The following is a 23,592-nucleotide window of genomic DNA, read 5'->3' on the forward strand; positions in this document are numbered from 1 at the left end:
CACCGCCCCAGACCGTGGGCCCGCCCGATGCCTTCCGGGCGGGCCCACTCCCGTCCCGACTCCCGCCCCCAGGAGGAACGCCGTGTCCCGCAGCCGACTAGTCCCCGGTGCCGACGTCGTCGCCGTGCCCGGTCGAGGCCTCGCCGTCCGCACCCCGGAAGGGGAGTTCCTCAGCGTCAGGACAGCGGACGCGGACCAGGACGCGCTGCTCTCCCTGCTCACGGGCGCGACCGCACCCCCGCGGGACGAACGACTGGCGCGTCTGGTGCGGGCGTTCGAGGAGGCCGGCTACCTGGGGGAGGAACCGCGGACCGCGCCCTGGCCCGCCGCCCGCCGGGACGTCCGGGTCCTCGGCGACCCGGTCCTGACCGAACCGCTCGCCGCGCAGCTGACCGCTCTGGGCGCGCGGCCGCTCACGGCCCCGGCCGCCCCCGGCGAGGCCCGACTGACGGTCGAGGACCTGCTCGACGGCGGCCCCGCCGCGGTCGTGTGGTGCCTGGACGGACCCGTGCCGGACGGGCTGTGGGACGCCGCCGACCGGTTGCCCGGCCACGGCGTCGCCTGGCTGCGCTGCCACCGCGAGGGCTGGCAGGCGTACGTCGAGCCGGTGGCCGCCGCTCCAGGAGACGTCACCTCGGCCCACGTCCGGTCCCGCCGGCTCGCCGCCACACCCGCTCACCGCGAACTGGCCGCGTACTGGACCGGACCGCGTACCTCCGGCGCATCCGTCCGGCTCACCCCTCCCGCCGTCACGCTGCTCACGGCGCTCCTCGCGGACGACCTGACCCGGTGGGCCACCGACGCCCCCGCTGTGTCCGGCCTCCCGGCGCGGCGCCGCCTGCGCCAGGTGGACCTGCGCAGCCTGACCGTCACCGAACACCCCGTCCTGCCGGTGCCCGAGGTCGCACCGATGCCGAGGAAGGACCGATGACGGCGTCCTGCGCGACGGTGGGGGGACTCGCCACCGACGTCCGCCTCCCGGCCGGCGACGGCCCCTTCCCGGCCGTCCTGGTGCGCACCCCCTACGACCGCACCCGGCACGGGGCCGAGGCGCGCGACTGGGCCCGCCGCGGGTTCGCCGCCGTCGTCCAGGACGTGCGGGGCCGCTTCGCGTCACCGGGGGAGTGGCACCCGTACACCCACGAGGCCGCCGACGGAGCGGACGCGGTCCGCTGGATCCGGCGGCAGCCGTGGAGCGACGGGCGACTGGTGGCCGCCGGCGCCTCCTACGCGGCCCACTGCGCCCTCGTCCTCGCCCTCGACGCCCCCGAGGACGCCCGGCCCGACGCCGTCATCGCGGCCGTGCCCGCCCTCGGGCTCGCGGACACCGCGCGCGAGGAGTCCGGCGCCGAACGCCTGCTGTCCCGGCTCGGATGGTGGGCCGCCCACGGCGACCGGCGGAACTCCGACGAGAACGCGCTGGCCACAGCCCTCGCCGCCGACCCCGCACTGCTCACCCACCTGCCGCTGACCGGCCTGCCCGAACGGCTCGGCCGCAGCCTGCCCTCCTGGACCGGCCTGTGGCGGGCCCGGGACCGCGGCCGACTCGTGGCGAGAGCGGTCCACGCCCGGCTGCCGCTGCTCGCGGTGGGCGGCCACCACGACCACTTCACCGAGGACACGGTCGCCCTGTGGCGCGTCTGGGGCGGACCCTCGGCCCGGCTGCTGCTGGGCCCCTGGGGGCACTCCCTCCTCGCCTCGCCCGGCCCCGGCGCCGGCCCCGCCCACCGCGTGCACCTCGGCGAGCTGTACGTGCGCTGGGCCCGCCGCGCCCTGGCAGGCGCACTCGCCCCCGGCCGTCACGGCGCCCAAGGCCTGGGCGGCGCCGACCTGTGGCTGCCCGCCACGGCGGAAGGAGAACCCCGCATCCACCGCACGCGACTGCTGCACGGCCGCACCTTCACCGCCGACCCCGCCCGGCCCGTGCGCTCGGACGACCTGACCGTCCCGGCCGACGGCCCGCCCGACCGCTGCCTGCTGGTCACACCGCCGCTGCCCCGCCCGCTCGACCTGGTCGGCCCCGTCGGCGTGCGCCTGCGGGCCACGGCCCACGACCCGTCCGCGGACTGGGCCGCCCGGCTCGTCACCCTCTCGCCGCAAGGACGCGCCGAGCGACTCGCCGTGGGCATCGTCCGAAGGGCCGAACCACCCGGCCGCGAGAGCGAGTTCACCATCGGTCTCGGCCGCCTCGCCCGCAGGCTGCAGGCCGGCACCCGGCTGCGGCTGGAGATCACCGGCCACCACTTCCCGGCCCACGCCCGCAACCCCCACACCGGGCAGGACCCCGTGACGGCCGACCGGCTGCTCCCCTCCCGGCGGGAGGTCGACCCGGACAGCGTGGCGCTGATCCTGCCCGTACTCCCGTCCCGCCCCACCCCCACCGACCCCGCCCAGGAGATCCTGCGATGACGACGCTGCCGCTGGAAGCACTCGTCGACCCCGTCTGCGGCATCGTCCGCAAGGTCAAGCCCGTCGAGCACCCCGCGGGCGCCCCACCCCGGTACACCGCGCTCACGGCCGAGATATCCGACGCCCGCAGACACGGGCTGTGGCCCGCCGACCGGGTCTCCCTCGGCACCACCTTCGGCGACCCCGAACAGGCCCGCGTGGCCGCCATAGCCGAAGGGATGGAGCGCTACTGCGGCAACCGCGTGCCACCCCCCGGCCACCCGGACGCACCCCTGCGCGCCACCGCCGCCGAACTGACCGAGAAGGGCCTGCGCCTGTACGGCCCGGGCGACCTGCCCGCGTACGCCGACTGGCAGTACGCCCGCGAGGAGTTCCCCTACCGCCCCTTCACCGCCGACACCCCGGCCCTGTGGACGCGCGGCACCGAGTGGCTGCCCGGCGGTCCGGCGACGGAGGTCTGGGCGCCCGTCGCCCTCACGCACCTCAACTGGCGCCAGGGCGCCCTGCGCGAACTGCCGCGCACCCACCACCTCAACTACGCGGGCATCGCCACCGGGCAGGGTCTCGACGACGCCGTCGAACGCGGCCTGCTGGAGATCGTCGAACGCGACGCCCTGGAACTGTGGTGGCACCTGGACGGCCCGGCCCGGGGCATCGACCCCGCGAGCGTGCCCGGCCTCGCCGACGACCTCGCCGGCTGCGCGCTCGACGTCCACCTCGTCGAGATGCACTCCGAGTTCGCCCCCTGCATGGCCGCACTCGTCCACGACCCGCGCCTCGGCCTGTACGCCGCCGGGTTCGCCTGCAAGTACGACCCGGCCGAAGCCGCCCGCAAGGCCGTCCTGGAAGCCGTGCACACCTGGGTCTTCACCCAGGGCCTGACGGACGCCGACGGCTGGGTGTTCCAGGCCGTCGAGGCCGGGCTGCTGGCGCGCGGCCTGTACCTCGACCACCGGGCCGACGGCCGCTATCTCGACGTGTGCGGCGAGCAGTTCGAGCACGTGCGGGACCTGGGAGCGCACGTGCAGGTGTGGCTGGACGAACGCATGGCGCCCGAGGCCCGGCGGTTCACCGCACCCGCGCTCGGAACGGTGTCCCTCGACGCGGTCCGGCCCGGCAGCCGGGAACGGCTGGAGAGCGCGCTGCGCGCGGGCGGACACCGCGTGATGACCTTCGACCTCACCACCGAGGACGTGGCCGAGACCTCGCTGCGCGTCGCCCGGGTCCTCGTCTCCGGACTCCTGCCCAACGCCCCCGCCGCCTTCGGCTACTTCGGCTGCCCCCGCCTCGCCGAGGCCGCCGTCGCGCGCGGCTGGCGCACCACCGAGCCCCGGGCGCCGCGGGACTTCACGCTGGCGCCCCCGCCGCACATGTGAGGACCGCCGTGGAAGACCTCCCCGAGGAACCGCCGCAGGACCTCGTCGCCGCCCTCGCCCGCGCCCGCTCCCCGGAGCGGCCCGGCCCCGACACACCAGCCGGGCCGGCCGTCCCGCCCTGGCCGGGGCCGCCGCTGCCGATCCCGGAGGCCGGCCCCGCCGACCTCGATCTGCGGGCCCTGCTGCGGCTGTCCCTGGCCGCCTCGGACGCCTCCGGCCGCCTCAGGCCCGCACCGTCCGCGGGCGCGCTGCACCCGGTGGACACCCGGCTGGCCGTGGGCGCCGGCTGCTCCCTGCCGCCCGGCCGCTACGGCTACGACCCGCTGCGCCACCGCGTCCACCGCCTCGGCCCGCCCGCCGCCGACACGCCCCCGGGCGTCACGGCCGAACTCTCCGTCACCGCACAGCGCACGGTGTCCCACTACGGACACCGGGCCCGGCCCCTCCTGCTGCTCGACACCGGGCACGCCGCCGCCGCACTGTTCCTGGCGGCCCGCGCCCTGGGCGCGGACGAGCCCGCGGTACGGCTGGACGGACGCACCGAGAACCCCTTGGCCGTCGTACGCGTCCCGCCGCCCGCCCGGCGGAACCCGACGCACCCGGCGGACGGTGCCCGCGTCCCGGAACCGTCGCAACCGTCCGGGGGCCCGCCCACCCCGGCCGAACTGCTGACGCGCCGCAGCACCCCACCGCCACTGCCCGGCACGCCCTCCCACGACGCCCTGCGGGCAGTCCTGACCACCGCCGAACGGGCCGCTACGGGCGGCTCGTTGCGCTGGTGCGCCGCCGTCGGCCCACCCCGGCCCGGCCTCCTGCGACGGGCCCCCGACGGCACGACCCTGCTGCGGTACGCGGCCGGAGAAACCCGCCCCACACTCGCCGCCTGGGCCGCGGGCCAGGCGTGGATCGCGGACGCCGGCGCCGTCCTGCTCGCCCACGGCTGCCCCGCCGACGCCGACGCCTCACACATCCGCCGCGCCCACCTGCGGGCCGGCTTCGCCGTCCACCTGGCCCATGTCACCGCCCGGCGCCACGGCCTGGCCGCCCGGCCCGTCGGCTCCTGGCAGCAGGCGGACCTGGGCGCCGCGCTGGGTGCCACCCCGGGCCGCGACTGGATCGTCCACGCCCTGGCCCTCGGCACCCGTCACGCCGACGAGGAGAACACCCCGTGATCGTCCACCCCGAGCTGCGCCGCGCCACCCGCCCCGCACGGCGCCCCCTGCTCGCGGCCACCCTCCTGCAGGGCGCCGTCACCCTCACCCACCTGGCCCAGGCCGCACTGCTGGCCCTCGCGCTCGCCGGCCTGGCCCGCGGCGACACCGGCCGGCTTCCCTGGCTGCTGGGCGCGGTGCTCGCCGTCGTCGCCGCCCGCGCCGGGCTCAGCCTGTGGCAGCGGCGCACCGCCACCCGCGCCGGTGCCCGCGTCAGGATCGCCCTGCGGGACGAACTCCTGGCGCACCTCGGCCGGCTGGGCCCCGCCCACCTGACCACCGCGCGGGCCGGAGCCGTGCGCACCACCCTCGTCGACGGGGTCGAGGGCGTCGACGCCTACGTCTCCCGCTACCTGCCCCAGCTCCTGGTCACCCTCGTGGTGCCGCCCCTGGTCCTCGCCGCCCTGGCCGTGGCCGAACCCCGGGCGCTCCTCGGCCTGGTCCCCGCGCTGCTCCTCGCCCTGGCCGGGCCGCGCGCCTGGGACCGGCTCCTCGCGGCCCGCGGCAAGGAACACTGGGACACCTACGAAGGACTGGGCGCCGACTACCTCGAAGCCCTCCAGGGCATGCCCGCCCTGCGCGCCGCGGGCGCGGTCGGCCGCACCCGCGCACGCCTGGAGGAGCGGTCCGCCGCCCTGCACCGCGCGACCGTCGCCAAACTACGGGTGTCCCTGGTCGACACCGGCATCACCGACCTCGCCATCCAGGGCGGCACCGCGGCCGCCGCACTCCTGGCGTGCTGGTCGGCCGTCACCGGATCGACCACGGCGACCGGCACCTACCTGGTGCTGCTGCTGGCCTCCGAGTGCTTCCGCCCGGTCCGCGACCTGGCCCGCGAATGGCACGCCGGATACCTGGGCGTGTCGGCCGCCGACGGCCTCACGGCCCTGCGCACGGCCGAACCGGCCGTCCCCGACACCGGAACGGCCCCCGCCCACTGGCGGACCCCGCCCGAACTGCGCTTCGACGGCGTCCGCTTCACCTACGAAGGGGCCCCGGCACCCGCCCTGCACGGCGTCTCCTTCACCGCGCGGGCGGGACGGACGACCGCGATCGTCGGCCCGTCCGGCGCGGGCAAGTCCACCCTGCTGGCGCTGCTCCTGCGCCACCACGACCCGCAGCAGGGCCGGATCACCCTCGACGGCCGCCCCACGACCGACTACGCCCTCGACGCGCTCCGCCAGGGCATCGCCGTCGTCTCCCAGGAGACGTACCTCTTCCACGCCAGCATCGCCGACAACCTGCGCCTGGCCCGGCCCGGCGCCACCCACGACGAACTGACCCGGGCGGCGCGCGTCGCCGGGATCCACGACGAGATCACCGCCCTGCCCGACGGCTACGCCACCGTCCTCGGTGAGCGCGGCGCCACCCTCTCGGGCGGCCAGCGGCAGCGTCTCGCCCTCGCGCGCGCCCTGCTCGCGGACGCCTCGGTGCTGGTCCTCGACGAGGCCACCAGCGCGGTCGACGAACGCCGCGAGGCGGGCATCCTCCGGGAACTGATGAGCGCCACGCGCGGCCGGACCGTCCTGGTCGTCGCCCACCGGCTCGCCGCCGTCCGGCACGCCGACCGCATCGTCGTCCTCGACGAAGGACGGGTGGACGCCGTCGGCGAGCACACCGGCCTGGTCGAAGCAGGCGGCGTCTACGCGCGGCTGGTCGACGCCGGCCACGCCCACCGAGGGGAACTCGCCGCATGAGCACCGCCACCGCCGCCACCTCCGCCGTCTCCACCGGGGACGCACCCGCGCGAGGCGCCCTGCGGGCCCTCCTGCCCGCCCTTGCCGCACACCGCGCCATGACGGCCCGCACCTGCGCCGCCGCCCTCCTCGAACAGGGCTCCCTCGTCGCACTGGTGACCCTCGCGGCGCACACCGTGGGCACCGCCGTCATCGAAGGGAAAGCTCCCTCGGCCGCCACCGTCACCGCACTCGCCGCACTCGTCCTGGTGCGCGCCCTGGCGACCTGGCGGGAAATGGACCTCTCGCACGACCTGGCCTACCGGGTGCTGGCCGTCCTGCGGGTCCGCGTCTTCGACGGACTCGCCCGCAGCGCGCCCGCCCGCATCGCCGGCCGGCGCAGCGGCGACCTCGCCGCCACCGCCATGGCCGACGTGGAGGCGCTGGAGTTCTTCTACGCCCACACCACCGCCCAACTGCTGGCGTCCGCGACCGTCCTCACCGGTGGCTGCCTGGTCCTCGCCGTGGTGGAACCGTGGCTGCCGGCGGCCGTACTGCCGGTCGCGGCCCTGCTCGCCGCGGTGCCCTTCGCCGACGCGCGCGGCCGCGCGGCACGCGGTGCCCGCACCCGGACGGCCGTGGCGAGGCTGTCGGCCGACACGGTGGAGACCGTCGACGGACTGCGTGAACTGCTCGCCCTCGGGCGGCTCGCCGAACGCCGGCGCACGCTCGCCGAGCACGGTCGGCAGGTGGGCGACGCCCAGCGCGCCGAGGCCACCCGGGAGGCGGTCGCCGCATCCGTGCGCGACCTCCTCATCGTCGCCGCCGTCCTCGGCGTGGTCGCCGCGGCGGCGCACTCCGTGACCTCCGGACGGCTGCACGGCGCGTGGGCCCCGGCGGCCATGGCCCTGGCCCTGGCCGTCCTCGGTCCCGTCGCGGAGTCGGCCCGCGCCCTGAGCCAGGCCGTCGCCCTGCGCGCCGCGGCCTCCCGCGTCGGCGCCGCCGTCCAGGCCCCCGCTCTCGCACCGCCACCCGCACAACCCCGCCGCCTGCCGCCCGGCCCGCTGGGCGTCCGGCTGCACCAGGTGAGGTTCGACTACGGCGGACAGCCCGTGCTGGACGGCGTCGACCTGACCGTCCCCCCGGGCCGGACGCTCGCCCTGGTCGGTGTCTCGGGAGCCGGCAAGTCGACCTGCGCCCATCTCCTGGCCCGGTTCTGGGACCCCTCCCAGGGAACCGTCCAGCTCGTACCCGCCCACGGCGACCCCGTAGACGTCCGGGACGTCGCCGACGCCGAACTGCGGCGGGCGGTGGTCCTCGTGGGACAGGAGACACCCCTGTTCCACGGCACCCTCGCCGAGAACCTCCGGCTCGCCGCACCCGAGGCGGACGACGACCTGCTCGCCGCGACGGCGCGCCGGTGCGGCGTCGACCGGATCGCCACCATGGACACCCTCGTCGGGGAGCGCGGCGCCACCCTCTCCGGTGGACAACGGGCCCGCATCGCCCTCGCCCGCGCGCTGCTGGTACGCCCTCGCGTCCTCGTCCTCGACGAGTCCACCGCCCACCTGGACAACACCGGCGACGCCCGGATCGCCGACGCGCTGCGGGAGGAGGGCCGCACCACGATCGTCATCGCCCACCGGCCGGCCACCATCCGCCGTGCCGACCGCATCGCCGTCCTCGACCAGGGCCGGATCGTGGAGGAGGGAACCTGGGAGGATCTCACCAGCCGCCCCGGCAGCGCGCTCGACCGCGTACTCGGCATTCCCTCCTGACCTCGGCTCTTTACGGCCAGAGCGAGTGCGCCGGCCCAGTCGCGGCCCTTGCATCCGCGGCAGGGGCCGGCCGGCACCCGATCCGGGTATCCCCTGGTCGGCAGAGGCTGCACCGCCCCAACGCTCGTGCAAGTGTTGAAGTTTCACTCGGGTCGGGGGCACCGCGCCGGTCGGCCTCCGCAGCACATGAGCGTGATCGGCCTGCAAGAACGCCCGCGTCCGGAAGGCGCCGTCTCGCCTTGCCTCCGCGCCCGTGCGCTGAAAGCTTCGGGTCTTGAAGTCGCCCAGCCTTACAACTGGGCTTCGGCTGCGATTACTTGAACGACACCGACGGCATCCGAGGAGTGAAGCCATGCTGAGAGGCATGCGGACATCGACGTGGGCAGCGGCACCCGTCGCAGCCCTGGGTCTCCTGCTCGCGGTATCGCCCGGGCCCGCCTCCGCGGCGACCGGCGTCTCCGAGCCCGCCCCGTCCTGCGTGGAGATGTACGAGAGCTGGCGGTACACCGACGCCGCCAACAACTGCCCCGACACGCTGAGCGTCTCGGTCCTCTACCAGGACGGCGCGATGAGCCGGTGCGCCACGCTCCCGCCGGGCGCTCGCGCGACGATCGGGGAGGGGTACCTCGGCCAGCACGGCCACGCCGACCGTCTCGTCCTGTGCGGAACACCCTGACGGCGACCAGCATCGAGACGGCGCAAGTGCGGTGCCGTGCCCCTCGCGGCGCGTGAGCGGGGCGCAGTCCGTACGCTGCGAGCGGTCAACGCCACCGGGCGCCGCCCCACGGAGTGAACGACCGGCAAGTGCCGTGTCCCGCGGCCAGTTCCCCGCCGTTCAGCCGCTCACCATGCTCCCCACCCCCCACCGCGCGGCGGCCGTCGCCCCCCCGGTCAGGAAGTCACCTACGACGGCGTCGCCGACGACCGTGGTGACTCCCACCGGTGGGCCATGAGCTGCTGAGACCCCGCGGGCAGTTCCACTGTGATGCGGAGCCCACCGGCGGAGCGCGGGGTCAGGGTGAGGGTGCCGCCGTGTGCGCGGGTGATGGTCTCGACGATGGCCAGGCCGAGGCCGGCGCCCGCGTGGTCGCCGCGCACGCGCTCGGTACCGCGCTGGAACGGCTCGGTGAGGGTGGAGACCACGTCCGGGGCGATCGGCTCGCCGGTGTTCTCGACCGTCAGCACCACCGTGTCGGGGCGTACGCCGGTGGTCACCCACACGCTGCCGCGTTCCGGCAGGTTGTGCACGATCGCGTTGTGCACGAGGTTCACGGCCAGTTGCAGCAGCAGCGCCGGCGATCCGGTCGCGGGGGCGATGTCGCCGTCGGTCTCCAGGGTGACGCCCTGCCGCTCCGCGAGAGGCAGGAGTGTCTCGGTGGCCCCCTCCGCGACGAGGGAAAGGTCGACGTCCTCCCGCGTGAAGGACTGCCCGCCGGCCCGGCTGAGCAGGAGCAGCGCCTGGGTGAGGTCGATGGCCCGGGTGTTGACGGCGTGCAGACGGTCGATCAGCGGGTCGGTGGCACGGCCCGGATCGGCACGGGCCACGTCGAGCAGCGACTTCGAGACCGCCAGCGGGGTGCGCAGCTCGTGCGAGGCGTTCGCCGCGAACCTCTGCTGTTCGGCGACGTGCGCTTCGAGCCGGGCGAGCATCGCGTCGAAGGCGTCGGCGAGTTCGCGGAACTCGTCCTGGCGGCCAGGCAGCCGGATGCGGTGGGACAGCGATCCGCTCGCGGCCGTACGGGTCGCGTGCGTGATGCGGTTCAGCGGGGCCAGCATGCGGCCGGCGAGAACCCACCCGCCCAGGAGGCCGAAGACCAGCAGGAACCCCATGACGATGGCGGCCATAGGGGCGAATCCGCGTACGAAGGCGGTGCCCGGAGTCGCTCTCCACACACCCTGCTCGTTGGTCTGCAGCCACCCCTGCCGCAGGAGGAACACGCCGATGGCGGCGAGCAGCAGGGCGCCCGCGAGCATGAGGAATCCGGCGTAGCTGAGGGTCAGCTTGAGACGGACGCTCGGACCGCGCGCCCTAGGCACGGTCCGCATCCCCGGGTCCGGCGCCGGGTGGCGGGCCGATGCGGTAGCCGACCCCCGGCACGGTGGTGATCAGCCCGGGTTCGCCGAGCCGTTTGCGCAGCGCCGACACGGTGATGCGCACGGCGTTGGTGAACGGGTCGGCGTTCTCGTCCCACGCACGTGCCAGGAGTTCCTCGGCACTGACGACGCCGCCCTCCGCGGCGACGAGGACTTCCAGCACCGCGAACTGTTTGCGGGTGAGCGCCACATAGCGGCCGTCCCGGTGGACCTCTCTGCGGAACGGATCCAGACGCAGGCCCGCGATCTCCCGCACGGGCGGCCTGGCGTGCGCACGCCTGCGGTCGAGCGCTCTCAGCCTGAGCACGAGCTCCTGCATCTCGAAGGGCTTGGTGAGGTAGTCGTCGGCGCCGAGACCGAACCCGGAGGCCTTGTCGTCCAGACGGTCGGCCGCGGTGAGCATGAGGATCGGCATGCCGCTTCCCGAGGCGACGATGCGCCGCGCGATCTCGTCACCGGAGGGCCCGGGAATGTCGCGGTCGAGGACGGCGACGTCGTAGGTGTTGACGCTCAGCATGTCCCCGGCCGTGTGGCAGTCACCTGCGATGTCGGCCGCGATCGCCGCCAGGCGGAGGCCGTCGCGGATGGCCTCCGCCAGGAAGGGTTCGTCCTCGACGATCAACACGCGCATGGCGCAGATCCTAGGAGCCGGGGCGTATCGCCGGCGTATCGAAATCCGCGTTCGGCCCGGCGACAGCCCGGCAACTCAGTGAATCCGGCGGGTCAGGACGTCACCAGTTCCTCCGCGAGGAACTTCTCCAAGAACTCCTCCGCGCGACGGTCGAACGCCGCGTACTGCGTCGCTCGCTCGGCGCCCGCCACCGCTTCGCCGATCAGGAGGTTGCCTTCGGCGTCGACGCGCTGCGGGCGCTCCTCGGCGTCGGTGAGCAGGCCGACGGTGGACTGCGAGAAGCCGCAGTAGTACGCGATGCCCTCGCTCAGACCGGTCTCCAGAACGGACTGCATCCCCGCCACGACGGGATCGTCGGCGGTGGCCCCGGCCAGGCCCAGCCACAGGATGCGCTTGCCGGCGAGGCGGGGCCTGCTGCGACCGTAGGCGAACCCGTAGTTCCACACCCGGTCGATCCAGCCCTTGAGCAGGGCCGGCACGCTCTGCCAGTACACCGGGAAGACGGCCACGATGACATCGGCGTCGAGGACCCGCTGCATATGGGCGTGCACTTCGTCGGAGTACCTCTTCTCCCGGTCGCCCCAGTCCGGCTGGTCCGCCTCGTTCATACGCGGGTCGAATCCCTCGGCCTGGAGGTCGAGCAGGTCGACGCGGTAACCGGCGGCTTCCAGTCGGGCGGCGGTGCGGCGGGCGGTGTGTGCGGTGAGGGAGTCGGTGCGGTGGTGTGCGAGGACGACGAGCGCTGTCCCGGCGTGGCTGTCCTGCTGCGTCACGGTGTCTCCCGGCTGGTCTCGGTGAGTTCGACGAGTCCAGTACAGCCGCGCCGCCGTAGATGATCCATGGGAGAAGCGCTCCGGAACATAGGAGATCGTCTACCGTGTCAGGTGTGGACCCCCTGAGTTCCCTCCTGAGCGGCATCCGGGCCGAAGGCTCGGTCGTCACCCATGCCGTACTGACACAGCCCTGGACCATCCGCTTCACCGACGCCGCGCCGCTCACGATGATCAGCGTGCTGCGCGGCGGCGGCACCCTCCTGCTGCCCGACGGCACCGAACGCCCGGTCGGCGCCGGGGACACGGCCATCGTGCGCGGCCCCGAACCGTTCCACCTCGCGGACCACCCCGCCACCGTGGACAACCCTCACGCCGCCTACGAGATCGCCTGCTTCACGGACACCGCATGCACCGCCGAGGAACTCGGCGGTATCCACTGGGGCGCCGACTCCGACGAGACGACCGCGCTGATCGTGGGCGCCTACCGCGCCTCCGGCCACCGCCACGAACGCCTCCTGCGAGCCCTGCCGCCCCTCCTGGTGGTCGAGGAGGACGCCGAGGTCTGCGCCTGGCTGGAGACGGCCGCCGCCGACGCCGCCCGACACTCGGCCGGCTCACAGGCGTTGATGGACCGGCTCCTGGACTGGGCCCTGGTGTGCACGCTGCGCAGTTGGTTCGACCAGGCGGGCGCCGACGCGCCGAGCTGGTACCGGGGCCTCGCCGACCCGGTCCTCGCGCCCGCCCTGGAGGCCTTCCACGACCGGCCCGCCCAGGCGTGGACCGTGGCCTCCCTGGCCGCACGGTCCGGCGTCTCACGGGCGCTGTTCGCCAAGCGCTTCACCCGGCTGATGGGCCGTCCACCCCTCGCCTACCTCACCGAATGCCGCCTGGACGAGGCCGCGGCCCTCCTCACCGACACCGACCTCAGCATCGCCCGCGTCGCCAAGGCCGTCGGCTACGCCGACGCCTTCGGCTTCAGCGCGGCGTTCAAACGGCACAAGGGCCTGAGCCCCAGCGCGTTCCGACGGGGCTCCTCCCCGGACGCCGGAGCTCGTGGGGTCGGCTGAAGGGCCTGGCACGCGGCGGGTGGCAGACGGCGGGCGGCTGTCACGCGTCGGCGAGAAGAGGGTCGTAGGGAGTGGTGCGTCGGCGCGCTGACATGAAGGACAGGAAGTCGTTGATGAACGCGCTGCGGCTGTACGTTCCGTCGGCGTCCGGGGTGTCCCGGCGGAACCCGGTCCGGAACAGCGTCCGGTACTCCTCGGCGTCGATCCGGTCGTTGCCGTCCTTGTCGGTCACGTCGAAGAGGACTTCGGCGACCCGGATCAGCGCGGGACCGGCGAGCGAGGGGACGGCGGCGGCGTACTCGCGGGCACTGACGCGGCCGTCGCCGTCGGCGTCCAGGGCTGCCTGCAGTTCCCGCCACCAGTCGGCATAGGCGTTGTAGAGCCGGGTCTCCTCGGGTTCGTCCAGGTCGAGGCGGCCGGCCATCTCCCGGGCCATGGCGGCGAGGTCGGGCCAGTCCAGATAGCCGTCCCCGGTCTGGTCGAGGACCTCCGCGAAGAACTCCTCCGCGCTGCGCTGCGCCGAGGGGGCCGCGGTGGGTTCCGGTTCCGGGGGGAGCGGCGTGATGAGACGGATGAGGGCGCCGGCCCGCTTCATCTGCTCACGCAGTGCGGCCATCGTCCTGGCGCGAGGATCGTCGCTGTCGGGGGAGAGCATCACCGTCTCGGCGATTTTGTCGGCCTGGAGCCACCCTTCGGGCAGGAACCGGGCCAGACCGGCCACCAGGTACGCCCCCTGCATCAGGGTCTCGACGCCCGCGATCTCGGGCAGACCGGCCCGCCGCCTGAAGGACTCCGGGAGGGACGCCACGGTGATCGCCCCGACGACGGGACCGGCGACGGTCCGGCCGGTCGCCCACAGTGCCGGAAAGCCGTGGAGCAACGGGGGAGCGGGGAGGTGGTCGAAGAGCTTGTACAGGATGATGCGCATCGCCTCGGTGTTCTCCAGCTCCTCGTCGACCACCCGGTCGTAGTAGGGCCAGAACTCGTCGAGCGTGGGCGGCAGATGGCCGGTGTCGTCTCCCATCGCGGCGAGGAACGCCTGGAATTCGGCGTACAGCTGCTCCATGGTCTTCTGCTCTAGGGGCTGTCCGCCGAGCCGGCACATGGTGACGGTGCTTTCGAAGAGGGTCGCCACGACCCAGGCGCGCACCCCGGGGTCCCTCGCGTCGTAGGGGCGGTCGCGGGCATCGGTGCCCTGCAGGCGTGCGTGCATGCGGTTGAGCCGGGCCGCCTCCCGCTGCCGCACTTGGTCGTCGGGCCCGAACATGCGCCGCAGGCTCATGAAGGTGTTGCCCAGTCGCCGCCATGGGTGGACGACGAAGGTGGAGTTCTCGATCAGGGCGGCGCCGATCTGCGGGTGCGCGGCCTCCAGCACGGTGGCCCGGATCATGGCTAACGCCCAGCGCGGGTCGTTGAAGAGCCGGTGGAACTGCGAGCCGGGACCGAACAGGGGCTCCCCTGCCCCGGTGTGATCCTTCGTTGCGTGGTCCCCCGGACCGGCGCCGGCGGTGGGGGACTGGGTGCTGTCCGTGGTGGTCATGATCGGGACTCTCCGTTCTGGTGGGGCAGCACGCCGCCGAAGCGGCGCTCGCGCTGCCGGTAGGCGTCGAGACAGTCGAGGAAGTCGGGTGCGCGGAAGTCGGGCCACAGTGCCGGCGGGAAGATCCACTCGGCGTAGGCGACCTGCCAGAGCATGAAGTTGGAGATGCGCTGTTCACCGGAGGTGCGGATGACCAGGTCCACCTCGGGGGTGTCGGGAAAGGGCAGGTGAGCGGCGAAGCTCTCCTCGGTCACGGCCTCGGCCGGCACACCGCTGCGGATCAGTGACCGGGCGGCCTCGACGATGTCCCTGCGCCCGCCGTGGTCGAAGGCGACGGTCAACGTCATCCGGCGGTTCTGCTCGGTCAGCGTCATCAGGTCGGCGATGTCCCGTCCCAGGGCGGGAGGGATACGGGGGTCGGTCATGCCGAGGAAGCGGCAGCGGATGCCGCGGGCGTGCAGCAGCGGGGCGTGCTTGCGTACCACCCGGCGCACCAGGTGCATCAGGAAGGCGATCTCGGTGTTCGGCCGGCTCCAGTTCTCGGTGGAGAACGCGAACAGGCTCAGCCAGCCCACTCCGGCCGCACGCGCCGCTTCGATGACGTCGATCACCGTCGTCTCCGCGGCACGGTGTCCCGCCGTGCGCGGCAGTGAGCGTTGTGCCGCCCAGCGGCCGTTGCCGTCCATCACACACGCGACGTGCCGTGGCACCGCACGGGGGTGCGGTGAAGCCGTGCGCTCGGTGGCGAGGGGAGAGGCGGGCCCGTCGCCCATGAACCGACCTTCTGTCATGCCCGCCCCCTCGGCCGCCCTGATGGATCTTCCGATCACCGACAGAAAGATTGGCAGCGTCCGGCGCCGCGCAGTCCGCACATCGCGCGGATTCACGCTTGGTGCGTGTGTGCGAGCCCGCCTGCGGCGGAGCGCGAGCCGACCGGAAAAGAACAGAACGCGAGCGGGGGCAACCCGTAGGGTGCGCGGCATGACGCTGCAACTGGTTCAGGTGAACTTCAAGGCCGGGGACGACTCGGCGCTCGGCCGGTTCTGGGCGCAGGCGCTCGGCTGGGACGTCTCCAGTGAAGGCCCTGGAGTGACCAACCTGGAACCCGTGGGCTTCGACTGGCCGGACCCGTCCGCCGTGTGCGTCGATCTCGTCCGGGTCCCGGACCCGGAGACGGTGCGGTACCGCGTGCACCTGGAACTGGCCACCACCTCCGAGGCGCATCGGACGGAACTGGTCGCCCGCCTGAAGGAACTCGGGGCGAAAACCGTCGACAAGGGCCGGGACGATGCCCCGTTCACGTTGCTGGCCGACCCGGAAGGCAATGCGTTCGGCGTCCTGGAACCCCGGGAGCTCTACAACGACACCGGGCCCATCGCGGCCGTGGTCGTCGAATGCGCGGACCCGCGGGCCATGGTCGGGTTCTGGGGCGAGGCGATCGACTGGACCGTCCACCAACTGACCGACGACCGCGCCGTGCTGCGCTCGGTCAAGGGTGTCGGCCCGTACCTGGAGTTCCGCCGCACGCCGGAGGACGAGGGCGTATGGACCCGTATCCATCTCGACGTCAGGCCCGACCCGGTGGAGGACCAGTCCGAGGAGGTCGCCCGCCTCGAAGGCCTCGGCGCGAGGCGGACCGACGTGGGCCAGGGAGACGTCCCCTGGGTCGTCCTGACCGACCCTGAGGGCAACGAGTTCTGCGTCCTCGGCCGGCACTGACGAGCAGCGCGGTTCAGGGGCGTCGGGCGGCCCAGACCGTGCGTCGGGTGCGTACGGTCAGGTCGTCGCGGCGCAGGACGCTGTGCGGGCCCTCGGTGTCGAGGAGCCGGTCGAGCGCGGTGAGGTCGCCGGGGGAGAGCTCGTCGGCGACGGCAGTGCGGATGCGGCGCAGGATACCGAGGGCGTAGCGGCCGGTGGCCTCGTTGCCCGAGCCGTCGATGTCGACGGTGAGGGTGCGTTCGCCTTCGACGGTGAAGCCGGCGGCGGTCAGCATCGGTCCCCATTCAGCACCGCGGTAGGGCAGGTGCCGGCCCTGGAGGCGGTTGGCCGCGGCATGGACCCGCTCCTCCAGGCCGGGCCGCTCCTCGGGGGCGTCCTCGGGGAGGAAGCGGGGGTGGCCGGCCAGTTCGACGACGGCGAACAGGCCCCCGCGAGCGAGGATCTCGCGGACGGTGCGCAGTGTGCGCTCGGGGTCGGTCATGTGGTGCATCGAGGCCGACGCCCAGACCAGGTCCGGTGTGCCCAGGTCGGGCCAGTCGGCTCGGTCGAGGTCGGTCTGCACGGTGTGCACGCGCTCCCGCAGGCCGCGGGCGCAGGCCTTGGTGTGCAGGCGCCGCAGGTGTTCGGCCGACGCGTCGACGGCGGTGACGTGTGCGTCGGGAAAGCGGTCGAGGAGGGCGAAGGTGCCCGCGCCCGTGCCGCACCCCAGATCCACGATGTGGTGGGGGTCGGTGCGCAGCGGCAGCCATGCGGTGATGGCGGCCGTGTGTCCGGCGAGGACCTCGGCGTCCAGGTCGAGGATCTCCGCCTGCCCGTCCCCTCCGTGCGGGGCGTGATGGTCGTGCGGGTGCGGGTGCGGGTGCGGGTGCGGGTGCGGGTTCGGGTGGGGGTGGGGGTGCGAGTCCGAGTGTGGGTGCGGGTCCGGGTGCGTGGTGTCCATGTCCGTGACCTTAGGGCGACCATGCGTCCACGGCACGAAGTCTCCCGGCTTCGGCAAGACGCTGGTCGGAGGCGTTGCCCGGCGCGCAAGAGGTGGGTACCGGGCAGCCCGGTGCCCGCCCTGCCGGGTCTTCCGACCCCGCCCTGTCATCCGGGCGTGCCGGGCGCGTCACCCCCGTCGCGCTGGTGGCCGCGGCGGGCGTCGCGGTCGAAGATGCCCAGGATCTCGCACGGCCCACCCGCGGTGCCGATCGCGTGCGGCATCATCGTGGGGAACTCGGCAGCCTGGTTGGTCTCCAGCCGGAAGCGGCGGTGCCCGAGCATGAGGATCGCGGTGCCGGACAGCACGACGAGCCATTCGCGCCCCGGGTGGGCCCGCATCCGTGCCGGATTCTCGGGCGGCGGTTCGGTCATGCGCTGACGCACCACGCTCATCCCGGGGTCCGCCTTGATGGTCCAGCGCATCTGTCCGTGGGCGCTGTCGATCGTCGGGCTGGTGACCACGTCGTCGGTGTCGGTCTCCACGAGCTGATCCAGCGTGGTGTCCAGGGCGCGTGCGAGCGTGACCAGTTGATCCAGGGCCAGCCGGCGCTGGCCGTTCTCGATGCGGCTCAGCGTGGACTGGCTGAGGTGGGCCCGGCCCGCCAGTTCCTCCAGCGACCAGCCCTGTGCCACGCGCAGAGCACGGATGCGTTTGCGTACGAGGCTGTCCAGCTCCCCACTGTCTTGCGTCATAGGCAACATCGTATGCCCTGGCCGCAAAACGGGCCTAGCGTCGACCGCCGATCCGACACGCCCCTTCCGAGAGGAATCCATGAGTACGAACCAGCTCCCACCGGCCGCGCGAGCCGACGGCGGAAGCGTGCCCGACGCGCGGCAGTTGCGCGCGATCCTGATCGCCGTCTCTCTGGCCCTCATGGCGGTCATCGCCTCGGTCTCCGGGCTGAATGTCGCGCAGACGCACATGGCCGTGGAGTTCGGGGCCTCCCAGAGCACGGTCCTGTGGATCATCAACATCTACACCCTCGCCCTGGCCGCACTGCTGCTGCCGCTCGGCGCCGTCGGCGACCGGCTGGGCCGCAAGCCCATGCTCATCGCGGGACTCGGGGTCTTCGGAGCCGCGACCGTCGTCGCGGGCCTGGCCCCGACGGCGGAGGTGATGCTCGCCTCGCGCGTGGCGAGCGGGGTCGGCGCCGCGATGATCATGCCGATCACGCTCGCCGTCATCACCTCCACCTTCCCCGAGGAGCAGCGCGGCAAGGCGATCGGCGTGTGGACCGGCGTCGCCGGAGGCGGCGGCGTCCTCGGCATGTTCCTCTCCGCGCTCCTCGTCGATGTCGCCGACTGGCGTGGGCTGTTCGTCCTGCCGGGGGTCCTGGTGCTCGTGGCCCTGGCCATGACGGTGAAGTCCGTTCCCAACTCCCGTGAGAGGGCGGCACACCGCTTCGACACTCTCGGCGCGCTCGTCTCCTCGGTCGCCGTGGTCGGTCTCATCTTCGTCCTCCAGGAAGGCCCCGAACGCGGCTGGGCCGCCCCCGAAACGCTGATCAGTCTCGCCGTCGGCCTCCTCGCCGCCGTCGGGTTCGCGGTTTGGGAACTGCGTCGCCGCGACGCCGCGCTGCTGGACGTACGGCTCTTCCGCGAGCGCGGTCTGGCGGCCGGCTCGGTGACGCTCCTGGTGGTCTTCGGAGTGCAGGCGGGCATCGGCGTGGTCCTGTTCCCGTTCTTCCAGGCCGTGCTCGGCTGGTCGGGCCTGCTGTCCACGCTGGCGATGATGCCCATGGCCGTCGCGATGATGGCGGCCTCCGGTCTGGCGCCGAGGCTCGCCGTACGTCACGGTGCTCGCTCGACGATGGTGCTGGGCACGGCGACGGCCGGCCTCGGCATGGCGTTCATGGCCCTGTTCGTCTCCGTGGACGGCGGCTATCTGTCCGTCCTGCCCGGTCTGCTCGCCATGGGCGTCGGCATGGGGCTGTCGATGACCCCGTCCACGGAGGCCATCACCGCATCCCTGCCCCGCGCGAAGCAGGGCGTCGCCTCGGCGCTCAACGACGTCACACGCGAGTTCGGCACCGCGCTCGGCGTCGCCCTGCTCGGCGCACTCGTGTCCGCCGGTTACCGCAGCGCCATCGACGAGAGGCTGCACGGCATTCCGCAGGGGGCCGCGGACACCGCCCGGGAAGGCGTCGCCAACGCCGTCGAGGCGGCGGGCGGCACCGGCCCGCACGCACCGGACCTGCTCCACGCGGCCCGGGAGTCCTTCGTCGACGGCTGGCAGCAGGCCATGTGGGCAGGCGTCGCCGTCATGGCCGTGCTCCTCGTCCACATCGCGTTCCGAGGTCCCGCGAACACGCCCCGCGAGGTCCCGGACGACACGGAGACCGCGGAGCCGGCGACCAGCCGCTGACCGAACGGCCTGCCACGACGAGCCGTTCCGCGACACGAGACGAGCCGTCCCGCGACACGCGACGAGCCGTCCCGCGACACATGAGGACACGTCCCGCGACACGCGGCGAGACATCACCATCGACCCGGGTCAACTCGCCGCACGGCTCGGGTCGATGGAGCATGCCGGTGTCCTCGGCCGATAGCCTGGCCACTGTGACGGTGGGCACCGAGGAAACCAGACTGATCGTGCTCCGCGGCAACAGCGCCTCGGGCAAATCGTCCGTCGCGGCCGGACTGCGCGAGCGGTTCGGCCGCGGACTCGCCGTCGTCGCCCAGGACAACATCCGCCGGACCGTGCTCCGCGAGCGGGACCGGCCCGGCGCGGCGAACATCGGCCTGATCGACCTCACCGCCCGCTACGCCCTGGACGCCGGCTTCCATGTCGTGGTCGAAGGCATCCTCTACGCCGACCACTACGGAGCCATGCTGGCGGCACTGAGCGCCGACCACCTCGGCCCCACCCATGCCTACTACCTGGACGTGCCGTTCGAGGAAACCCTCACCCGGCACGCGACCAAACCGATCGCCGACGAGGTCACCGAGGCGCAACTGCGCGACTGGTACCGGCCAGGCGATCTGCTGCCCGGCGGCACGGAAACGGTCATCGGCGCCGACAGGACCCTCGACGAGACCATCGACCACATCATGCGCGCCACGGGCCTGATCCACGGGGCGAGCGCCGTCTCCTGAAGTTGGCCGACTCGCAGGACTCGGGCTAGGTCGTGTCTCTTTGATGGGTTGGTCAGTTGATCGGATGTGTCCGTCCGATTAGTGATCACCGATGCGACGTGGGACCGGATCGAGCCGTTGATGCCAGCTGATCCGGTCCGCGGGCGGCGATGGGCCGACCACCGCCGCACCCTTGAGGCCATCGCGTGGAAGTACCGCACGAACTCGCCTTGGCGGGACCTGCCGGACGAGCTCGGCTCGTTCCAGACCGCCCACAAACGGCTGATCAGATGGGCCGTCGACGGCACCTGGGAGATGATCCTCACCGCCGTCCTGGCGTCGGCGGACGCCGGCGACGACATCGACTGGACCGTGTCAGTGGACTCCACAGTTGTCCGGGCTCACCAGCACGCTGCCGGAGCACTCAAAAGAGGGGCGGCCCGCACCGGCGAGCCCGCCGATCACGCCCTCGGACGCTCCCGCGGCGGGCTGAGCACCAAGGTCCACCTGGCCGCGGATGGCCGCGCACGGCCTCTCGCCTTGACCGTCACGGCGGGCCAGGCAGGTGACGCACCCGCATTCGCGACGGTGATGTCCCGCATCCGCGTGCCCCGCACTGGTCCGGGCAGGCCTCGGACCCGCCCCCTGGCCGTTCTGGCCGACCGCGCGTATTCCTCCCGCGCCATCCGCAGCCACCTGCGGCGCCGGGGTATCCGTGCGGTCATCCCGCAGCCGTCCGACCAGATAGGCCACCGCCTGCGGCGAGGCCGGCTCGGTGGCCGTCCGCCCGACTTCGACAGCGAGGCCTACAAGCAGCGGAATACCGTCGAGCGGTGCATCAGCCGCCTCAAACAGTGGCGCGGCCTGGCCACACGAACCGACAAGCTCGCGATCGCTTACCAGGCCGCACTCCACCTCGCGGGCATCCTCATCTGGACCCGACGCTGACCCGAAAGACAGAACCTAGCCCACACCCACCGCGACTTCGATGACATTCAGTAGGTCCTCTTCGGCGGGGATGTCCGCGCCTCCGCAGTGCTGGTAGGGCGCGCTGAGCGGAAGCTGAGCGGCATTGTTCAGGAGACCTGCGGCGTGCGCGGTTTCGGTGACAGCCCTGTTAGTGCGGTCGATGGTGACACAGGTGTTGTTGAATGCCGGGCTCGCGATGACCCCGATACCACCGGCGCTGGCTGGTGCTGCGGACAGCATTCCGGCCCCGGCAACGAGCCCCACCAGGCCCGCGACCCGTGCGACATGCAAAATTTCCATACCCAGCAAACGCGGCACTCTGGCTGCGGTTACGTACTGCTAATGCCTGCTCGTAACGCGTGCGGCAGCCAGGGCGAACCCGCTGCTCCTGCCACCCGGGCCTTATCTGCAAGCTGGGAGGCCGGCCGGGTCGGGCGGTGCCCTCGATGGTGACGGCAACTTCCAGTGGGCCGATCCACTCGCTGTCCTTCGACCTGGCGGTGATGCTTAGGCGTACCGGCGCGTTCGCTTACTCGCGCAGCCAGTCATGTGTGCTGCTCGCCCGACCAGGTCGGCCGGATGGTTGGTGTCAGGCCGTAGCGCGTCCACTCACCGCCGTGAGCTGCTGCGGGGCGACGGTCCGCCCGGTGTCGTCGCGGCCATCCGCGCTGCATTTCCACGGCCCCCAGAGTGCGCCCGTACCTGCTCGGGGGTGGCGGTGGCGGCGAGTTGCGGACCGTTGCCGCGGTGCGGGTTGTGGTCGCGGATGGCCACGGTGATCTCGATCTTGCCAGCAAGGCTGGCAAACAGCGGAACGCCTTCGAACGGTGCATCAACCGCCTCAAAGAGGGGCGGCTTGGCCACACGAACCGACAAGCTCACGATCGCCTACCAGGCCGCACTCCACCTCGCGGGCGTCCTCATCTGGACCCGACGCTGACCAAAGAGACACGGCCTAGCGGGGTGTCGCCAGGACGTCCTGGAGTACGTCTTCGAGCGTGACCCGGGCCAGTTCCTTTCTCAGGGTCTGCTCGACGCCGTCGTAGACCCGCTGCATCGCCGGCTGGATGCCGTGGCCCACCACGCACTCCTGGTCCGGCGTGGTGCGGTGCATCGCGAACAACGGGCCCGGTTCCACTGCCTCGTACACGTCGAGCAGGGTCATCGACCCCAGCTCGCGCGCCAGCGACCAGCCGGCTCCCACGCCTCGCCGGGACTCCACGAGCCCGGCCCTGCGCAGATCACCCAACAGCCGCCTGATCACCACGGGGTTGGTGTTCGCGCTGGACGCGATCTGCTCGGAGGTGGCGACCTCATGGCCCTGGCGCTGGTAGAGGCCGATCCAGGCCAGGGCGTGCGAGGCGATGGTCAGCCTGCTGTTGGCACTCATGACCCCTCCTCTCGGCCGCAACGCCTCATGTTACGACAGCGCAGTCGTAACAGTGAAGGTTGCAACAGTCGGTCGTAACAATTACTGTTGCGACAGCCGTAAGGGTCAATCAACGAGGTGAGAAGAAGCATGAGCAAGCCACTCACGGGCAAGGTCGCCCTGGTCACCGGGGGGTCGCGAGGGCTGGGAGCCGCGACCGTGCGACTGCTGGCCGAGCAGGGCGCCGACGTCGCCTTCACCTATGTCAGTTCCGAGAAGCAGGCGCAGGCCGTCGTCGACGAGGTGCGCGGCAAGGGGGCGAACGCCGTCGCCTTCCGGTCCGACCAGGCGGACACGAGCCAGGCACCGGCGCTGATCGACGACGTGGTCGCGCACTTCGGCGGCCTGGACATCCTCGTCAACAACGCCGCGATCTCCGTGGCCGGCACGGTGGACGACCCGGACGCCGACACCGCCGCACTGGACCGGATGCACGCCACCAACTACCTCGGCGTGATCGCCGTCATCCGGGCCGCCGCCCGAGTGCTGCGCACCGGCGGTCGCATCATCACGGTGAGCTCCGGCCTGGGCTCCCGGGTCGGCACCCCCGGCCTCGCCGACTACTCGGCGACCAAGTCCGGGATAGAGAGGTACACCATGGGCGTCGCACGCGACCTCGGCCCCCGCGACATCACGGCCAACGTCGTGGAGGCCGGACTGATGGACGGCGGCATGGAACCGCCGGACCCCGAGACCCTCAAGGTCCTGCTCGGCTCGCTGTCCCTGCAGCGCATGGGCCACCCCGACGAAATCGCCGCGGCGATCGCCTTCCTGGCGAGCCCGGCCGCCTCGTACGTCACGGGCGCGGTGCTGGACGCCCACGGTGGCTACAACGCCTGAGCCGCCACCTCCCGCCGCTTCATC

Annotated in this window: 22 protein-coding genes and 1 pseudogene; 14 read left to right on the top strand and 9 right to left on the bottom strand. The window is 73.0% G+C overall.

Annotated elements, in window-relative coordinates; all coding sequences use genetic code 11:
• The first annotated feature begins 82 nt into the window (after positions 1-82).
• The 7 genes from CHR28_RS01675 to CHR28_RS01705 all read left to right on the top strand — a co-directional run bounded on the left by CHR28_RS01675 (position 83) and on the right by CHR28_RS01705 (position 9,126).
• Positions 83-931 (top strand): hypothetical protein, encoded by an 849-nt coding sequence (locus tag CHR28_RS01675; RefSeq protein ID WP_094051576.1) that lies wholly within the window; start codon positions 83-85, stop codon positions 929-931.
• Positions 928-2,409: a CocE/NonD family hydrolase gene (locus tag CHR28_RS01680; protein WP_094051577.1), complete on the top strand. Its 1,482-nt coding sequence runs from the start codon at positions 928-930 to the stop codon at positions 2,407-2,409. Before CHR28_RS01675 ends, CHR28_RS01680 begins: the two co-directional genes overlap by 4 nt.
• Positions 2,406-3,785 (top strand): YcaO-like family protein, encoded by a 1,380-nt coding sequence (locus CHR28_RS01685; RefSeq protein WP_094051578.1) that lies wholly within the window; start codon positions 2,406-2,408, stop codon positions 3,783-3,785. Before CHR28_RS01680 ends, CHR28_RS01685 begins: the two co-directional genes overlap by 4 nt.
• Before the next feature lie 8 nt (positions 3,786-3,793).
• The gene (locus CHR28_RS01690; RefSeq protein ID WP_256984063.1) at positions 3,794-4,957 is read left to right on the top strand and encodes a nitroreductase family protein; all 1,164 of its coding nucleotides are present in this window, start codon (positions 3,794-3,796) and stop codon (positions 4,955-4,957) included.
• A complete protein-coding gene (locus CHR28_RS01695) occupies positions 4,954-6,693 on the top strand; it encodes an ABC transporter ATP-binding protein/permease (RefSeq protein ID WP_094051580.1) in 1,740 nt (579 codons plus the stop codon). Before CHR28_RS01690 ends, CHR28_RS01695 begins: the two co-directional genes overlap by 4 nt.
• Positions 6,690-8,450, top strand: coding sequence for an ABC transporter ATP-binding protein (locus tag CHR28_RS01700; protein ID WP_094051581.1), 1,761 nt, complete (start codon positions 6,690-6,692; stop codon positions 8,448-8,450). The genes CHR28_RS01695 and CHR28_RS01700 overlap by 4 nt, the downstream gene beginning before the upstream one ends.
• Positions 8,451-8,814: 364 nt before the next feature.
• Positions 8,815-9,126 (top strand): alpha-amylase, encoded by a 312-nt coding sequence (locus CHR28_RS01705; RefSeq protein WP_179272279.1) that lies wholly within the window; start codon positions 8,815-8,817, stop codon positions 9,124-9,126.
• Positions 9,127-9,353: 227 nt separating this feature from the next.
• On the opposite strand, the gene CHR28_RS01710 is transcribed toward CHR28_RS01705, so the two are convergent.
• The 3 genes from CHR28_RS01710 to CHR28_RS01720 form a co-directional block, all read right to left on the bottom strand.
• On the bottom strand, positions 9,354-10,487 hold the full coding sequence (locus CHR28_RS01710; RefSeq protein WP_094051764.1) for a sensor histidine kinase: 1,134 nt from the start codon (positions 10,485-10,487) through the stop codon (positions 9,354-9,356).
• Positions 10,480-11,175: a response regulator transcription factor gene (locus tag CHR28_RS01715; RefSeq protein ID WP_094051583.1), complete on the bottom strand. Its 696-nt coding sequence runs from the start codon at positions 11,173-11,175 to the stop codon at positions 10,480-10,482. The genes CHR28_RS01710 and CHR28_RS01715 overlap by 8 nt, the downstream gene beginning before the upstream one ends.
• A gap of 92 nt (positions 11,176-11,267) precedes the next feature.
• Entirely contained in the window at positions 11,268-11,948 is a 681-nt protein-coding gene (locus tag CHR28_RS01720) for an NAD(P)H oxidoreductase (protein WP_179272281.1), read from the bottom strand.
• Positions 11,949-12,061: 113 nt separating this feature from the next.
• On the opposite strand from CHR28_RS01720, the gene CHR28_RS01725 reads away from it, so the two are divergent.
• Positions 12,062-13,015, top strand: a complete 954-nt coding sequence (locus tag CHR28_RS01725; protein ID WP_256984065.1) for an AraC family transcriptional regulator — start codon at positions 12,062-12,064, stop codon at positions 13,013-13,015.
• Between the two features lie 40 nt (positions 13,016-13,055).
• On the opposite strand, the gene CHR28_RS01730 is transcribed toward CHR28_RS01725, so the two are convergent.
• A complete protein-coding gene (locus CHR28_RS01730) occupies positions 13,056-14,555 on the bottom strand; it encodes an oxygenase MpaB family protein (protein ID WP_094051586.1) in 1,500 nt (499 codons plus the stop codon).
• Positions 14,552-15,328, bottom strand: a complete 777-nt coding sequence (gene uppS / locus CHR28_RS01735; RefSeq protein WP_094051587.1) for a polyprenyl diphosphate synthase — start codon at positions 15,326-15,328, stop codon at positions 14,552-14,554. The genes CHR28_RS01730 and uppS overlap by 4 nt, the downstream gene beginning before the upstream one ends.
• A 208-nt stretch (positions 15,329-15,536) precedes the next feature.
• Between uppS and CHR28_RS01740 the strand changes: the two genes are divergently transcribed.
• On the top strand, positions 15,537-16,274 hold the full coding sequence (locus CHR28_RS01740; protein ID WP_094051588.1) for a VOC family protein: 738 nt from the start codon (positions 15,537-15,539) through the stop codon (positions 16,272-16,274).
• A 13-nt stretch (positions 16,275-16,287) separates the two neighbouring features.
• On the opposite strand, the gene CHR28_RS01745 is transcribed toward CHR28_RS01740, so the two are convergent.
• Together CHR28_RS01745 and CHR28_RS01750 are read right to left on the bottom strand one after the other, a co-directional pair.
• On the bottom strand, positions 16,288-17,214 hold the full coding sequence (locus CHR28_RS01745) for a class I SAM-dependent methyltransferase (RefSeq protein ID WP_094051589.1): 927 nt from the start codon (positions 17,212-17,214) through the stop codon (positions 16,288-16,290).
• 146 nt (positions 17,215-17,360) lie between these two features.
• Positions 17,361-17,957 carry a helix-turn-helix domain-containing protein gene (locus CHR28_RS01750; protein WP_094051590.1) on the bottom strand — a complete coding sequence of 199 codons (597 nt, stop codon included), beginning with the start codon at positions 17,955-17,957 and terminating at the stop codon, positions 17,361-17,363.
• Between the two features lie 70 nt (positions 17,958-18,027).
• Here CHR28_RS01750 and CHR28_RS01755 point away from each other — a divergent pair, with 70 nt between their 5' ends.
• The 3 genes from CHR28_RS01755 (at position 18,028) to CHR28_RS01765 (ending at position 21,278) form a co-directional block, all read left to right on the top strand.
• The gene (locus tag CHR28_RS01755; RefSeq protein ID WP_094051591.1) at positions 18,028-19,620 is read left to right on the top strand and encodes an MFS transporter; all 1,593 of its coding nucleotides are present in this window, start codon (positions 18,028-18,030) and stop codon (positions 19,618-19,620) included.
• A 185-nt stretch (positions 19,621-19,805) separates the two neighbouring features.
• A complete protein-coding gene (locus tag CHR28_RS01760; protein WP_094051765.1) occupies positions 19,806-20,351 on the top strand; it encodes an AAA family ATPase in 546 nt (181 codons plus the stop codon).
• A gap of 66 nt (positions 20,352-20,417) precedes the next feature.
• The gene (locus CHR28_RS01765) at positions 20,418-21,278 is read left to right on the top strand and encodes an IS5 family transposase (protein ID WP_094051592.1); all 861 of its coding nucleotides are present in this window, start codon (positions 20,418-20,420) and stop codon (positions 21,276-21,278) included.
• A gap of 15 nt (positions 21,279-21,293) precedes the next feature.
• Here CHR28_RS01765 and CHR28_RS37425 read toward each other — a convergent pair whose 3' ends face one another.
• The gene (locus CHR28_RS37425) at positions 21,294-21,608 is read right to left on the bottom strand and encodes a hypothetical protein (RefSeq protein WP_143655763.1); all 315 of its coding nucleotides are present in this window, start codon (positions 21,606-21,608) and stop codon (positions 21,294-21,296) included.
• A gap of 483 nt (positions 21,609-22,091) precedes the next feature.
• Between CHR28_RS37425 and CHR28_RS38090 the strand changes: the two are divergent.
• A pseudogene (locus CHR28_RS38090) lies at positions 22,092-22,239 on the top strand (IS5/IS1182 family transposase); the annotation flags it as partial.
• Between the two features lie 15 nt (positions 22,240-22,254).
• On the opposite strand, the gene CHR28_RS01770 reads toward CHR28_RS38090, so the two are convergent.
• Positions 22,255-22,689, bottom strand: a complete 435-nt coding sequence (locus CHR28_RS01770; protein WP_094051593.1) for an Rrf2 family transcriptional regulator — start codon at positions 22,687-22,689, stop codon at positions 22,255-22,257.
• A gap of 129 nt (positions 22,690-22,818) precedes the next feature.
• Here CHR28_RS01770 and CHR28_RS01775 point away from each other — a divergent pair, with 129 nt between their 5' ends.
• Positions 22,819-23,568 carry an SDR family NAD(P)-dependent oxidoreductase gene (locus CHR28_RS01775; RefSeq protein WP_094051594.1) on the top strand — a complete coding sequence of 250 codons (750 nt, stop codon included), beginning with the start codon at positions 22,819-22,821 and terminating at the stop codon, positions 23,566-23,568.
• Positions 23,569-23,592: the final 24 nt, after the last annotated feature.

The organism is Streptomyces sp. XY006, assembly GCF_002237655.1.
Lineage (GTDB): Bacteria > Actinomycetota > Actinomycetes > Streptomycetales > Streptomycetaceae > Streptomyces > Streptomyces levis.

Bases quoted from the DNA above. Each gene is read 5' to 3' on its own strand.
- CHR28_RS01775 (WP_094051594.1), top strand. From the start codon at position 22,819: ATGAGCAAGCCACTCACGGGCAAGGTCGCCCTGGTCACCGGGGGGTCG.
- CHR28_RS01715 (WP_094051583.1), bottom strand. From the start codon at position 11,175: ATGCGCGTGTTGATCGTCGAGGACGAACCCTTCCTGGCGGAGGCCATC.
- CHR28_RS01740 (WP_094051588.1), top strand. From the start codon at position 15,537: ATGACGCTGCAACTGGTTCAGGTGAACTTCAAGGCCGGGGACGACTCG.
- CHR28_RS01770 (WP_094051593.1), bottom strand. From the start codon at position 22,689: ATGAGTGCCAACAGCAGGCTGACCATCGCCTCGCACGCCCTGGCCTGG.
- CHR28_RS01755 (WP_094051591.1), top strand. From the start codon at position 18,028: ATGAGTACGAACCAGCTCCCACCGGCCGCGCGAGCCGACGGCGGAAGC.
- CHR28_RS01745 (WP_094051589.1), bottom strand. From the start codon at position 17,214: ATGGACACCACGCACCCGGACCCGCACCCACACTCGGACTCGCACCCC.
- CHR28_RS01680 (WP_094051577.1), top strand. From the start codon at position 928: ATGACGGCGTCCTGCGCGACGGTGGGGGGACTCGCCACCGACGTCCGC.
- CHR28_RS01730 (WP_094051586.1), bottom strand. From the start codon at position 14,555: ATGACCACCACGGACAGCACCCAGTCCCCCACCGCCGGCGCCGGTCCG.
- uppS (WP_094051587.1), bottom strand. From the start codon at position 15,328: ATGGGCGACGGGCCCGCCTCTCCCCTCGCCACCGAGCGCACGGCTTCA.
- CHR28_RS01700 (WP_094051581.1), top strand. From the start codon at position 6,690: ATGAGCACCGCCACCGCCGCCACCTCCGCCGTCTCCACCGGGGACGCA.
- CHR28_RS01685 (WP_094051578.1), top strand. From the start codon at position 2,406: ATGACGACGCTGCCGCTGGAAGCACTCGTCGACCCCGTCTGCGGCATC.
- CHR28_RS01750 (WP_094051590.1), bottom strand. From the start codon at position 17,957: ATGTTGCCTATGACGCAAGACAGTGGGGAGCTGGACAGCCTCGTACGC.
- CHR28_RS01705 (WP_179272279.1), top strand. From the start codon at position 8,815: ATGCGGACATCGACGTGGGCAGCGGCACCCGTCGCAGCCCTGGGTCTC.